The following is a 13,110-nucleotide window of genomic DNA, read 5'->3' on the forward strand; positions in this document are numbered from 1 at the left end:
CAACCTCGGACGGGCGGCGCGGGCGGGAAGTCCGCCGAGCCCGCTCTCGCTACGTTGGCGAGTATGGACCGCATGACGCACGCGTGGCGTATCGAGGACCGGGAGTATCAGCGGCACGAGTCTCGGCGTGGCCGACGGCATGCCTTCACCACCGTAGCGCCGCATCGTACAGCACTGGTAGTGATCGACATGGTGCCCTTCTTCGCCGAGGAGAACCCCTACACCCGCGGGATCGTCCCCAACATTGCCCGCCTCGCCGATGCCCTGCGCCAGGCGGGCGGCCTCGTGGCATGGGTATTGCCCGGAGCAGGTGAACGCTCCGCGGTCAAGGACGAGTTCCTCGGGCCGAAGGTCGCCGAGATGTTCCGGCGAAGCGGAGGCGAAGGACCACTTCGATCACGGCTATGGCATGAGTTCGAGGTTGACGACAGCGACGTGCTGGTGGAGAAAACCGCCGCCAGCGCTTTCTTTCCGGGACGCTCGCCGCTGCCTGACCTGCTGCAGGCCCGCGGCGTCGATACCGTGCTGATCACCGGGACGGTTACCAACGTCTGCTGCGAGTCCTCGGCAAGGGACGCAAGCACGCTCGGCTACAGGGTCATCATGGTTGCCGACGCGAATGCGGCCCGCCGGGACGAGGACCACAACGCGACGCTCTACACGATCTACCGGACCTTCGGCGACGTGCGGACCACCAGTGAAATTGTGGAGCTGCTCGCGGCTTAGCCGTGAAGGGCTGGGCCCCGGGAGAAACCGCCGATGAAGTGAAGGCCGAGAGTCTGGCGGTGGCGTATCTGCTGGTGGGATTGACCGGCGCAGGAAAGACCACGTACGCCCGTCGCGTGCTGGAACCAGCCGGCGTGGTGCGGCTGTCGGTGGATGAGCGCGTATTCGCCCGACACGGCCGCTACGGCATCGACTACCCGCACCCGCGTACTTCGAGAGGGAAGGGCCGATCCTCGCCGAGGTGCGAGCGGAGTTGGTCTGGCTGCTGCAAGCCGGCAGGGACGTGGTGGTGGACCACGGACTGTGGCGGCGCAGCGGCCCGCCGACTTCGACAGTGCCGACTCGGCGAGGGCGGCGAAGGCGACGGCACGGTCGGCGGCCCGTCTGCTGGCCTCGTGTGCGCCGGTCTTGTTGAGGGTCTCGCTGGCGAGGGTGTAACAGGCGGTGAGTTGGGCGTATCCCGCCGGGTGGTGAGACGCGGTGTCGGCATGGGCAGCGCCGAGCAGGTCCGGCATCGTGTCGACGAGCTGCGCCAGTTGCCCGGCGTCAAACAGCTTGCGGGCACGCCGGTACTGCACTGCGACACCGAGTTGCCGGGCCTCAAAGGAAGGTGTGACCGGCGCGGCGAGAGCGTCGTCGAGCCGGACGAGCATGCCCGCCGGCACAGCGGCCAGCACGGTGCGTCGGCGCATCGGATCGTCCCCCTGGTCGCCGGTGACTCCGGCCACCTTAACCGGGTCGACCGGGGCCATGTCCAGTAGCGCGCCTAGCACGTACGAGGGAACCCGCGGGCCGACGGTGGTGCCGGGCAACAGACCTACACCCTCGGCACTCGGCGGGCCGGGTTCCAGGCGGAAGATCGTGGCCGGCCCTGTGCCAAGGTCGACTTGCCTGAGGTGCGGACGCGGCGGGCGAAGCGGACTACGCAGTCGATGCGGCCTACAGCCGCGATGGTGCACCCGCCGCCAGGCCGCCAGCAGCGCTGCGGTGCCGGCCGGGCTCGCCGTGCCAGCAAGCGCCGGGAGGTGAGTCGCTGGCGCCTCGGCCAGGAGACGGCGAAAATCCTGAACCATGCGCTCGGATGACTGGCACCTCACCGAAGACGTCAACGACTTCCTCACCCGAGCCGGAGCCTTCCTGCGTTCGCAGCCCACGCAACACACGATGGCGCTGACGGCGACCGAGAAGCTGCGAACACGCCAGGCGGACACGGACGGCGTCGTGTTCGGTCGGCTGGAGGCCGGCGGCGAGATCCGCGCCATCTTCTATGGATCCCCATCCCGCGCCCTGAACGTCACCTCCCTCACTCCTGAGCAAGCCGATGCTCTCGCCGCCCAACTCGTCGCCCTCGGGCACTCCCATTCCTCCGTCACCGCGGACCACAGCACCGCTACCGCTTTCGCCGAGGTGTGGCGCCGGCACACCGGCGCCACACCGACGCTTCGTACTCGGCTCCACCTGTACCGCCTCGGCACCCTCACACCGCCAGCGAGAGCCCCGGTGGGCCGGGGCCGGCTCGCGGGCAGACAGGACCATGAACTCCTCATGCGCTGGTGCCAGGAGTTCGCTGAGGACGTCGGGCAGACCGTCTCCATTGACGCTGCATCCTGGGCCGGCACCCGCTTCGCCGACAAGAGCTATACCTTTTGGGAAACCCCGGACGGCACACCCGTCTCCATGGCCGGCCTGAACCCGATGGTCGCCGGCCAGGTCCGGGTCGACCCGGTCTACACCCCGCCCCATCTTCGCGGCTGCGGCTACGCGGGCGCCGTGACCGTTGAGGTGAGCAGAGCCGCATTGGCCGCTGGCTCGACGGACGTCGTGCTCTTCACGGATGCCGCCAACCCCACCAGCAACGCCCTCTACCAGGGCATCGGCTACCTTCCGATTACCGACTGGGCCGTGTACGGCTTCGCGTATGCCCGAACCTAAGTCGTGCCGGGCCCCGACACGACGCCACCTGGGGCCGCATTTGCGTTGATCGGCTCACTGATGGTGAACGACGTGCTCTCGTCGTCGCGGTGTGTCCGCGGGACCAGCGAACGTTTGTATCGGTGAGGGTGGTGAGTATCGGCGACGCCACCAACCGCTCGTCGACAGCCGATGCGGACGGGCGGTAGAGGTGCATCCTCGCGGCCACCGTCCGGGAGAGGCGCCGCACCACAGATTCCTAGCCTCGCCACCGACATTTGGCCGGGCCTTTACGACTTGTTGTATGACCGGCCCACCGGAGACTCCGAGGCGGGGCCAGCTGGGTTATCTTTCGAGAGGTTCCAGGGCCTGCTGTACTGCATCGGCGGCGCTGGTGGTGTGGATGAGGCCGGATATGTCGGCGCCGTCGGCTCCGATGATCCGCCAGCCGTTGAGGGATACCACCGGGATTCCGCCGCGGCGCATGGCCAGGGCCACTTCGCTGAGGGTTCCCCAGGATCCGCCGACGCTGATGACCGCGTCTGCTGACCAGACGATCACCGCGTTGCGGGCTTCCCCCAGATTGGTGACCACCGTGGCGGTGAGGTGCTCGTTCGCACCTTCACTGCTGTCGTTCGGGCGGATCCCGATGACCATCCCGTCGCGGGAGCGGACGCCGGCGGATACGGCTTCCATGACGCCGATCCCGCCGCCACAGATCACGGTCACACCACGTTCGGCGAGCAGTTGCCCGATCCGGTGGGCGTCGGCGCGGTCCTGGTCGGTGCAGTGCCGGGGGCCGCACACAGCAACCTGGATGGCCATGCTCTGCTCCTTCGATGTGCAGCGGGCGTCATGCCGGGTCAGGCGGCCGGGAGTTCCCGGGCGGCCGAGTATGCCACGAACATACGCAGCTGATCACGAAGCAGGGCGGCTTGCGGCACTGCGTCGAAGCGGGCTTTGGCGATTGTGGTGGCGATCGAAGCGGCGCGGCCGGCGACCGGGGCGGTTCTCAACTCGACCGGCAGGTTCAGCACGGGTGCCAGGGCCTCCGCGGCGCCTTCGAGGTGGTCGCCGGCAAGCCGGGCCGCAGCGAGGTCAATGTGGGCAGCGGCTCGGAACTCGCTGCAGGCGGCGGGATCTGCGGTGAGCAGGGTGATGGCAGTCTGTGCGTCGTCGGCTGCCCTGGCCCAGTTCTCTTCGCCGCCGAGGGTCACACCGATCTCGCTGAAGTAGTAGTTCCCCTTGCCGGCGCTGAAGTCGAACACGCCGTCTCGGCCCGCCGGCCCCTCGGCGACGGCTGCGCAGGCGTCGCGTGCGGCGGCGAGGGCGTCCGCAGCGGTTCGGCGGTCGGCTGCTGCGGCGGCGGCGCGGGCCTGCTGGCTGGCTAGGCGTAGGACGTCGGCGGGTGTGTGTGCGTGCTGGCGTCCGACGGCGGCGGCTTCGGCGGCGGTGGCGTAGTCACCTGTCCAGTAGGAGGTGTTGGACTGGACCCATTTGGTGTAGACCCGTAGAGCGTCGTCGTCGGCCATTTCGGCGCACACCCAGGCGGTTCGGGCGTGGGAGTCCGCGGCATAGGGGTGACCGAGATCGGCGCAGGCGTGAGCGAGCAGGGCTGACAGCCTGCCTGCACCGGCGTACAGGCCGGGGAGTAGACGCGGTAGCTGGCGCTCGTCAATCAGCCGGAACACCCTGTCGCGTGCATGGTTCAAAGGTCGGATGAGGGTGTACGGGGCGTCGGTCAGGTAGTCCTTGGCTAGTTTGCGGACGTCGGCGGCCAACTGGGCGACGGTCTCGTCGTCGGCGGTTGCCCGAGGCCCGGTGACGAACCGGGAAGACTCTTCGGCGGACATGGCTATCTCCTCGGCAAGGGTCGGCAGGGTGGAGCCGACATCGCCGGTTCCAGTCGTGGGCGGGTCGATGACGATCACGGTGGCAGACGATGTGCGGGCCGGGGCCTTGGTTCCGACGGGACCGGGAGCTGCGGATGGCGGACCAAGCAGGGCCGCTGTAGCGATCCCGTCGAACATCTCCTCCAGGACCAGGCACGACTCCGGCCGGGGCAGGGTCTGCACGTCACCGGCCAGCCAGCGGGCGTGCTGGGACCGGCTGGGCCATCTGCCAACGAGGTCCGGGTCGACGGTCTCGGCGGCGAGATCCCACCCACGGCAGAAGATCGAGTATTTCTGACAGTGCCGCTCGGCTGACAGCTGCTTCAGCAGCGTCGGGTGTTCTGCCATGGTCGAGGTCCGTTCGGCTTCGTCGCACGTCCGTTCACGCCATCGTAGAGACGCCGCGAGTCCAGTTTGGGTTGTCTTCTGGGGCCTGGGGTGAGGCGCGATAAAGATGCGACACGGATGCGACAACGGCGCGCCGGATGACACACCAGCGGGCATAGATGTGCGTCATCGCGCCAGGCATGATGTGGTGCAGAGCACAGCCTGGTTTGACTTCGGCGATTCCTCTGGCGAGACGGTTCCGGCTGTAGGACCACCACACCGGGTGACAACGTGCCGCGCCGGACCGCGCGGCGGCTCCCACGACGCCGGTTGGTGGACTATCCGTTCCTGGATCCCGTCTGACTGTCCTTGGCCGTCCCGGGACGTCCGCTCCCCGGGACGGTGCCAACCATCGAGAAAGCGAGTGCACGTGACCACGACAGATCTGCCAGCCGCGTCCGAGGAACATCGGGCCGCGCTCGTCGCCAAACTGCGCGAGCGCGGCTGGATTCGTACCGAACCGGTGGCCCAGGCCGTGCTGGCAGTACCGCGGGAGGATTTTCTACCCGACGGGGTGTCGCTGGAAGACGCCTACCACGTCGACCGGTCCGTGATTACTGTCCGCGACGAGCACGGAGTGGCGCTGTCGTCGGTGTCCGCTGCCTACATCATGGCCGCGATGCTGGAGCAGGCGAACCTCGAGCCCGGACACCGGGTCCTGGAGATCGGCTCCGGTGGCCTCAACGCCGCGCTCATCGCCCAGGTAGTAGGCCCGGATGGCAGCGTGGTCAGCGTCGACATCGACCCCGACGTGACCAGCCGTGCGCAGGAACTGCTGGACAAGACCGGGTACAGCGATCGGGTCCGGGTGCTCACCGCCGACGCCGGGCAGGGACTGGACGGTGAGGACCCGTTCGACGCGGTCATCGTGACCGTCGGTATGTGGGACCTCGCACCCGGGCTGCTCAGGATGCTGAAACCGGCCGCGACGATCGTCGTCCCTCTGGTCACGAACGGTGTCACCCGCACCATCGCGTTCCGCCGCAACGATAACGACGAAGTCCTGGTGAGCACCTCGGTCGAGGTCGCCGGGTTCGTCGGCCTTCAAGGCGCCGAGGCCCACGCCGACCGGGTGTTCACCCTCCCGTCCCCGGGCGGGCACAAGATGCGGGTCCGGTTCGACTCGGGTGCCCCCGCCGACATGAGCGTCCTCGACGGTGCACTGGCCGGCGAACCGGTCACCGCACGATCGGGGGTCACCGTCGGCGACGGTGAGTCGTTCTCCGGACTCGACCTGTGGCTCGCCTGGTTCATGCCGGGCTTCTGCCGGATCGAGGGCGACAAGGAGTTCATGACCGCCGGCGGTGGTCACTGGTTCCCGTACGGGGTGGTCCGCGACGCCGGCGTGGCCTTCCTCGTCCTGCAGCCGGTCGACGGACGGATGGAATTCACCGCCCGCGGTTACGGCCGGGACGCCGACGTCGCCGACGTCGCCGCCGACACCCTGGCCGAGCAGGTTCGCGCGTGGGACCGCGACGGGCGCGGCAGCGCCGACGTCACGTTCGGCTACTGGCCTGACGGAGCTGACCGTAACAACCTTCCCTCCGAGGCCGCCGTGCTCGTCAAGACCCACGGCGTCGTCACGATCTCCTGGCCCGGCCGTCGCGCCGCGACCGCCGACCAGGTGGCATAACACCCCTTCACGATGGGAGATCGCCATGGTTCCTCCGACCGCACTGCTCGAAGCCCCCGTCACCGGCCCCGACGACCTGACCGACCTGTTCCGGCTCGACCTGGAGGTGGTCGAGGAAACCGTCCCCGTCGCGCAGTTGCGCTGCACCACCGGTGACGGCTGCGGCGAGACCTGCTCCGGCAGCGCCTGCACCACCTCCGCGTACGACCCGCGCGACTGACCCTCGTCGGCACTGAGGCGGGATCTGCCCGGCACGAGATTGCCGATTCGTACCCGGCAGGTCCCGCCACCCGGATCCGACCAGACCTACGGAGGTGCAACCATGCCCAGCCAGCACCGGCGGTATGAGCCGGTCGGTCCCGTCATCAGCCGGGTGAGCACCTGCCCGCCAGACCTTCCGGGCCCGGCACCCGACGACCAGGCCGAGGCCCGGCGCTGGCTGGCCGGGGCCTGGGCCGATCCGGTCGTGGCCGAAGCGGTCACGCTGGCCAGCCCAGCGCTCGCTGCCCGGATCGGTCAAATACTCGCCCTACCGGGAGCCGACGGTGACGTCCGGCGGTGTAGCCGGGCGCTGTCGGGCTACCTGACGCGGTGGCAGACCAGGGCGACCCCATTCGGGTTGTTCGCCGCGGTCGGTGTCACCGTCACCGGTGTCCCGGCTCGGCTGCCCTCCGCGTCGGCACGGCCGGTGGTCCGTACCGACGCGGACTGGCTGGCCGCGGTGGTCGCTCCGCTCGCCGCAGACCGGGTTCTGCGGGAGAAGCTGACCCTGACCGTGGACAGCAGTGCCACCATCCGCGACGGCAGGTTGTACGTCCAGGCCCGGCCCGGCGCCGCGGCGAAAACCGGCCGGGAGATGTCCGTGCGCTGCACCCCGGCCGTGCACGCGGCGGTCCTCGCTGCAACGAGGCCCATACCGTTCGCCCAGCTGGCCGGTGAGCTCGCCAGCCGGTTCGGCGCCAGCCTGCAACAGGTCACCGGCCTGGTGCACTCCCTGACTGACAGCGGTGTCCTGATCAGTTCCCTGTTCGCGCCAGCCGCCGCCGCCGATCCGCTCGGCCGGCTCCTGCGTCTCCTGACCGGCGCCGAACTCCCCCACCTGCACGAGGTGACCGGCCGGCTCGCCCGGGTGCACGAACTCGTGGACCGGCACAACCGGAGCACCGACCCGGACGACGCCCGGCGGATACGCGCCGACCTGGACCAGATGATGCGAACGGTCGCCTCATCGGCCAGCGTCCTGGCCGTCGACATGCAGCACACCAGCGCGGCGCAACTGCCGGACCGGGTTGTCGACGAGGCCCGCCGTGCCGCGAACCTGCTCATTCAGGTGTCCACCGAACCGTTCGGGACCTCAGCGTGGATGGACTACCACGCGCGGTTCCGCAAACGGTACGGCGTCGGCGCGGTCGTCGCGATCAACGACTTGCTGGCCGATTCCGGCCTCGGCTACCCCGCCGGATTCCTCGACGGGCCAACCGCACGCCGGACCTGGCGTGACGTCACCGCACGCGACGCGCACCTGCTTGCCCTGATCCAGCAGGCCCTGATCGGCCGGCATGACGAGATCCGGCTGACCGACGCAGACGTCAGCGCCCTGACCGTCGGTGACCACGCCACGGCGACGTTCCCCGACCGGATCGAGCTGGGCTTCACCGTTCACGCCGACGACCCGCAGGCGCTGGCCTCCGGCAATTTCGACCTGCACATCACCGGGGCGCCACGATCCTGCACCAGCATGACCGGCCGGTTCGCGTACCTGCTTCCCGACCGGGAACGCGACGACCTCGCAGCGACATATCGCACTGACAGCGAGACGACCGCCGCCGTGGTGTCGTTCCCGCCCCGGTGGGACCACGACTACAACATCGTACGGACCGGCCCGCTGCTGACCGACACGATCGCGGTCGCCGAGACCGGTGAGGACGCCACGATCAGTGTCGACGACCTCGCCGTCACCGCCGACCAGGAACGGTTCCACCTGCTGCGGATCTCGACCGGACGACGGGTTGTCGCCCGGATACCGCACGCTCTCGACATCATCACCCAGACCCCGGCCCTGGCCCGGTTCCTCGCCGAGATCACCGAGTCCCGCAGCATTCAGTACGGGCCGTTCAGCCTCGGCGCGACCGGCAGAGTCCTGCCGTACACGCCCCGGATCCGGTACGGGCCGGTGATCCTGTCCCCACGACGGTGGCGCTTGACCGCCACCGAACTTCCGGCCGCGGACCCGGCCGCCCGGTGGGAGCAGGAGTTCGCCCGGTGGCGGCAACGGTGGAACGTACCGGCCCAGGTCGTCCTCCTCCTGGGCAACCTGCACCAGACCGCCGATCTCGACCGCGCCGCGGACCGGGCGGTGATACGCCGTCACCTCCGCGAGTCCGACCTAATGGAGATCCGCGAGGACCCGGCCGCCGGCCGGGCCTGGCCGCCCCAACCCATCGAGTTCCTCACCGTCCTGCGTCCCGATCTTGCGCAACGCCGGCCGCTTCCCCCGACCGGACCGGCAGGCGAGCCAACCCATCCCGGTGAAGGAACGGTCATCCATGCCCGGCTGACCGGCAACCCGGCCCGGTTCGACGTCTTGCTGTCGCGGCACCTGCCGGACCTGCTCGACTCCCTGGCCGGAGTCGGTGTGCTGCGCTGGTGGACCAGTCGGTTCCGGGACCTGATCGACGAACACGCCGACCAGCACCTGACCGTCACGATCAGGCTGTCCGGACCGGATGATCACGCCAAGGTGACCGGTGAGCTCGCCGGATTCTGCGCGGCTCTGCGCACCCGGCGCCTGCCGTGGCAGATGACGTTCATCCCGTACCAGCCGCACACCGCCCGGTACGGAGCCGGCCCGGCCGAAGAAGCCGCCGAAGCGGTGTTCGCCAGCGACTCCCGCGCCGCCGCCGCCCAAATCCGAGCGAGCAGCGCGGCGGGGATCCCGCCCGCGGTGCTGTGTGCCCTGTCGATGACCCGGATCGCCGCCGCATTCGGTGGAACCACCGGCGACGAAGGGCTTCGGATACTGCTCAACGTGCTGAGCACCCGGACCCAGCCGGCGGCACGGGCCCTCACCGACCGGGTCCGGGCCCTCGCCGGTGACGCCGGCCAGCTCGCTGATCTGCCGGAAGGCGCCGCGCTCGTCACGGCCTGGCACGACCGGGACATCGCGCTGCGCCGCTACCGGACCCTGCTGCCCGCCGCAATCGACTCGGCCCAGATGCTGACGACACTGGTGCACGACCATCACATCAGGGCCGTCGGCGTCGACCCGAAAACCGAACAGGCGACCAACCGCCTCGCCCGGGCCGCCGGCCTGCGCCTGCTCGCCCCGGCCGATCTTTCATGACGGCCACCCCACGCGCCCTCACCGCCGGCCACGCCGACGCCCAGTCCCTCAGCCAGGGGCCGGCCGCAGCGGCACTACGGGCTGTCGAACAGGCCCGGTCCGGCACCGCAACGATCCTGGAAGCGGCTCGCCTGCTCGGGCTGGTGACCGGAGTTCCGGTCGACGGCGGCACACACACCAGCCTCTACTACGGCGCCCCGACCGTCGGAGTCCTGCTCCACGCCGCGGCACCGCTGCACCCCGCGTTCGGTGCAGCCGCCAGCGAGATCGACAAGCATGTGCAGGCGATCGTGAGGCGGCGGCTGACCGCCTCAGTCGGCCACGCACCGGAGTCGTTCACCGACTTCGACCTGCTGTACGGCCTGACCGGGCTCGGCTCGTACCTACTGCATCATCTACCCGCCAGCGACGAACTCGGCGCCGTCCTCGACTACGTCGTGGCCCTGACCCATGATCGGAGCGACGGCCCGAGAACCGTTCCGGGCTGGTGGGCGCTCTGCGACCCGGACACGTCCGTGCCCGCACCGGGCGGACACGCCAACAATGGCATGGCGCACGGCGCAGCCGGGATGCTCGCCCTGCTGGCCCGAGCCAGCATGCGCGGGCACCAGGTCGGGGGGCACCACGACGCCATCCGGCGGCTGCTCGCCTGGTTCGACCGGTGGCAGTACGACACCGGGTCCGGGCCGGCATGGCCGCCGTGGATCACCCTGCCCGACCTGGACTCCGGCACCACCGGGCGGCAGCACCGTCATCGGCCGCGCCCGTCGTGGTGTTACGGCACTCCTGGAATCGGCCGGGCCCAGCAGCTCGCCGCCGCCGCCATCGGCGACTGCGCCCGCCGGGAGTTCGCCGAACACGCTCTGACCTCCTGCACCGAGGCAGCCAACCTGGCACTGCTCACCGAACCCGGGATCTGCCACGGCACCGCAGGCCTCGACCAGACCCTGTTCCGAGCCGGCGCCGACATGACGAACCAGGCCAGCAAAGCCTTGCTGACCACCTACCTGCATCGCCGGACCACCACCCAAGCCGGTCCCACCAGCGACGACGGGTTCATCACCGGTGGCGCAGGAGCCGCCCTCGTTCACGACACCCTCACCGCCGCAACGGCACCGGCCACCGGATGGGACACATGCCTGCTCCTGATCTGATCATCCCCGCGCCGCTCAGCACCGCCACCGAAGCCATCCTCGCCGGCGCGGACCTGCACACCACCGCCGCCGGGGCGGGAGTTGACCCGGAGCGGCTGGCCGAGGCCGTCGACGTGTACCGGGCCGCAGGCGTCGCCGCGCTCTGTCGCCGCAGCGAAGACGCCTGGGTGCAGGTGTACGTGACCCCGGCCGACTTCCACACCGTCGAACAGACAGTCGCGACCCAACTCGGACCGCTGCTGGACCAGACCGGGGCTGGCTGGTGGTTCCTACGTAAATATCCTGACTGGCGAATCCGGACCCGGGCCCGCGCCGGCGTCGTGATCCCCATCCTGGACCGGCTCACCGAAACCGGAACGATCACCGGATGGCGGCGCTCGGTCTACGAACCGGAAGAGGCCGCGTTCGGCGGCCCCGCCGCGATGGCCGCCGTCCACGATCTCTTCTGCGCCGACACCGCCGGCCTCCTCGGTCATCTACGGCAATCCCCGGGCGGGCCGTTACGACGTGAGGTGTCCCTGGTCCTGCTGCGAGCGTTGCAGCACGCCGCCGGACTGGATGCGTTCGAGTCCGGCGCGGTCTACGACGCCGTCGCCCAGCTCCGGCCCGAACCCGCCGATCAAGCGAAGGTCACCGCGCTGGCCGCCGGTCTCGCGCCGATGCTGCATGCCCCCGTCGGCACGTTCCCCGACGGCCACGCCCTCGCCCACACGCGGCTGTGGGTGCAAGCGTTCGGACTGGCCGGATCGGCGCTGCGGGCTCTGGCCGACACCGGACAGCTCGGCCGGGGCCTGCGCAACATCATCGCGCACATCGTCATCTTCCACTGGAACCGGATCGGGCTACCGGCTGATGTCCAGGGTGTGCTGGCACACGCGGCCCGCGCCGCGACCCTCCCGAAGGACTGACCATGCATCCTCACCTGCCCGATATCGTCCGCCGGTTCCCGCTGATCGGCCGGCCCCGGCCGAGCTGCCCACCGATCCACGAACGGGTCCAGGAAGTCGCCGCCCGGCTCACCATCTGCGCGAACGGCGCCGGGCCCGGGCCAGCGCGGGGAGCATCCAACACGCTCAACGAACTCGCCCTCTTCGCCAGCGACTGGCGCCTAAAGTCACTGGCCACAGGCTTGTGCTGGGACCAGATCAACGCGTACCGCAACACCGGCCGGCCGCTCACCTGCCAGGAGACCCGCTGGCTACTCGAACCGGTCGTCAACCTGGCCCGTCTAGCAATCCGGGACCGCGACGGCGACAAAGCCGTCACCCTGCTCGAAGACGTTCACACAGCCGTCGCCCACCGAGAGGACCTGGCCGTCGACGGCCAGGTCCTCGCCGTCTCGGCCACCACCGGCAGCCCGCGCGATCACGGCGACCTGCTCACATTCGTCCGGACCCTCCTGCTCACCGAAGGAATCCGAGCCTTCGCCCTAGCCGGACGGTGGGACGACGCTCGCCGGTTCGCGGTCCATCACCACGGCATCGACGACCGCCTGACCGAAGGCCGTCAGATCGCCGCCATCGCCGCAGCTCTGTCCGGAAACACCGGCCAGGCCACCGACATCATCGACACCACCCACGCCGGCCAGGACTGGGAACGCGACGTCGCAGACTGCCTGCAACTGATGTTCCGCCAACCCGGCACACCGGGGTCGGCCAACCTGCTGAACGCTGCCGTCGGCAGATACCTACAGGCTCGTCCAGAGAAGGGCTTCATCTCCTACCGAACCCGGCTCGGGGTCACCCTCGCACTGATCGCACAGCCATCCGATCCCGGCCTTGCCGCCCGCGTTCTCCAACACGCAACGGAATCGGTAATCGCCTCGGACGACGGATACGGCGCCAGAGACCTATCCGGCTCGAATGGCCTACTCGGGACAATCACGGCCGGTCAGCGTGAGAAGCTCACCGCGATCATGACCGCCAGCGGCCTATACGGCGTCTCACCCAACGATCCGGTCATCACACACCTGACGAGCATGGCCGCCGAGGCAGCGAAGGTTCTTACCGAATCACTACCCCGGATCGCAAGCACAGCGTGAACCATGCGAGTGGATCACACGAG

11 protein-coding genes and 1 pseudogene are annotated in these 13,110 nt (G+C 69.5%); 10 read left to right on the top strand and 2 right to left on the bottom strand.

What is annotated here, in order from left to right; translation table 11 throughout:
- The first annotated feature begins 63 nt into the window (after positions 1 to 63).
- The 4 genes and pseudogenes from DMB66_RS40160 (at position 64) to DMB66_RS40175 (ending at position 2,658) form a co-directional block, all read left to right on the top strand.
- The gene (locus DMB66_RS40160) at positions 64 to 726 is read left to right on the top strand and encodes an isochorismatase family cysteine hydrolase (protein ID WP_199752901.1); all 663 of its coding nucleotides are present in this window, start codon (positions 64 to 66) and stop codon (positions 724 to 726) included.
- A 74-nt stretch (positions 727 to 800) separates the two neighbouring features.
- Positions 801 to 893: pseudogene (locus DMB66_RS66170) on the top strand (AAA family ATPase); the annotation flags it as partial.
- A 321-nt stretch (positions 894 to 1,214) separates the two neighbouring features.
- Positions 1,215 to 1,487 (top strand): hypothetical protein, encoded by a 273-nt coding sequence (locus DMB66_RS64470; protein WP_125809369.1) that lies wholly within the window; start codon positions 1,215 to 1,217, stop codon positions 1,485 to 1,487.
- A gap of 310 nt (positions 1,488 to 1,797) precedes the next feature.
- Positions 1,798 to 2,658 (top strand): GNAT family N-acetyltransferase, encoded by an 861-nt coding sequence (locus DMB66_RS40175; protein WP_125809370.1) that lies wholly within the window; start codon positions 1,798 to 1,800, stop codon positions 2,656 to 2,658.
- A 324-nt stretch (positions 2,659 to 2,982) separates the two neighbouring features.
- On the opposite strand, the gene DMB66_RS40180 is transcribed toward DMB66_RS40175, so the two are convergent.
- Positions 2,983 to 3,462, bottom strand: coding sequence for a TIGR00725 family protein (locus tag DMB66_RS40180; protein ID WP_125809371.1), 480 nt, complete (start codon positions 3,460 to 3,462; stop codon positions 2,983 to 2,985).
- A gap of 38 nt (positions 3,463 to 3,500) precedes the next feature.
- The gene (locus DMB66_RS40185) at positions 3,501 to 4,568 is read right to left on the bottom strand and encodes a hypothetical protein (RefSeq protein WP_233625182.1); all 1,068 of its coding nucleotides are present in this window, start codon (positions 4,566 to 4,568) and stop codon (positions 3,501 to 3,503) included.
- Between the two features lie 718 nt (positions 4,569 to 5,286).
- Here DMB66_RS40185 and fxlM point away from each other — a divergent pair.
- The 6 genes from fxlM (at position 5,287) to DMB66_RS40215 (ending at position 13,087) form a co-directional block, all read left to right on the top strand.
- Positions 5,287 to 6,549 (top strand): methyltransferase, FxLD system, encoded by a 1,263-nt coding sequence (gene fxlM / locus DMB66_RS40190; RefSeq protein ID WP_233625183.1) that lies wholly within the window; start codon positions 5,287 to 5,289, stop codon positions 6,547 to 6,549.
- 25 nt (positions 6,550 to 6,574) lie between these two features.
- Positions 6,575 to 6,769 carry an FxLD family lanthipeptide gene (locus tag DMB66_RS40195; RefSeq protein ID WP_233625184.1) on the top strand — a complete coding sequence of 65 codons (195 nt, stop codon included), beginning with the start codon at positions 6,575 to 6,577 and terminating at the stop codon, positions 6,767 to 6,769.
- A 102-nt stretch (positions 6,770 to 6,871) separates the two neighbouring features.
- Positions 6,872 to 9,892 (top strand): lantibiotic dehydratase, encoded by a 3,021-nt coding sequence (locus DMB66_RS40200; protein ID WP_125809373.1) that lies wholly within the window; start codon positions 6,872 to 6,874, stop codon positions 9,890 to 9,892.
- Entirely contained in the window at positions 9,889 to 11,046 is a 1,158-nt protein-coding gene (locus DMB66_RS40205) for a lanthionine synthetase C family protein (RefSeq protein ID WP_125809374.1), read from the top strand. Before DMB66_RS40200 ends, DMB66_RS40205 begins: the two co-directional genes overlap by 4 nt.
- Positions 11,028 to 11,954 carry a thiopeptide-type bacteriocin biosynthesis protein gene (locus DMB66_RS40210; protein WP_125809375.1) on the top strand — a complete coding sequence of 309 codons (927 nt, stop codon included), beginning with the start codon at positions 11,028 to 11,030 and terminating at the stop codon, positions 11,952 to 11,954. Before DMB66_RS40205 ends, DMB66_RS40210 begins: the two co-directional genes overlap by 19 nt.
- Positions 11,955 to 11,956: 2 nt before the next feature.
- On the top strand, positions 11,957 to 13,087 hold the full coding sequence (locus DMB66_RS40215) for a hypothetical protein (protein ID WP_125809376.1): 1,131 nt from the start codon (positions 11,957 to 11,959) through the stop codon (positions 13,085 to 13,087).
- Positions 13,088 to 13,110: the final 23 nt, after the last annotated feature.

The organism is Actinoplanes sp. ATCC 53533, assembly GCF_003947245.1.

What these genes read in the sequence shown, in the direction of transcription:
- DMB66_RS40205 (WP_125809374.1), top strand. Translation starts at nt 9,889, where the DNA reads ATGACGGCCACCCCACGCGCCCTCACCGCCGGCCACGCCGACGCCCAG.
- DMB66_RS40160 (WP_199752901.1), top strand. Translation starts at nt 64, where the DNA reads ATGGACCGCATGACGCACGCGTGGCGTATCGAGGACCGGGAGTATCAG.
- DMB66_RS40180 (WP_125809371.1), bottom strand. Translation starts at nt 3,462, where the DNA reads ATGGCCATCCAGGTTGCTGTGTGCGGCCCCCGGCACTGCACCGACCAG.
- DMB66_RS40175 (WP_125809370.1), top strand. Translation starts at nt 1,798, where the DNA reads ATGCGCTCGGATGACTGGCACCTCACCGAAGACGTCAACGACTTCCTC.
- DMB66_RS40210 (WP_125809375.1), top strand. Translation starts at nt 11,028, where the DNA reads ATGCCTGCTCCTGATCTGATCATCCCCGCGCCGCTCAGCACCGCCACC.
- DMB66_RS40195 (WP_233625184.1), top strand. Translation starts at nt 6,575, where the DNA reads ATGGTTCCTCCGACCGCACTGCTCGAAGCCCCCGTCACCGGCCCCGAC.
- DMB66_RS40215 (WP_125809376.1), top strand. Translation starts at nt 11,957, where the DNA reads ATGCATCCTCACCTGCCCGATATCGTCCGCCGGTTCCCGCTGATCGGC.
- DMB66_RS40200 (WP_125809373.1), top strand. Translation starts at nt 6,872, where the DNA reads ATGCCCAGCCAGCACCGGCGGTATGAGCCGGTCGGTCCCGTCATCAGC.
- DMB66_RS64470 (WP_125809369.1), top strand. Translation starts at nt 1,215, where the DNA reads ATGGGCAGCGCCGAGCAGGTCCGGCATCGTGTCGACGAGCTGCGCCAG.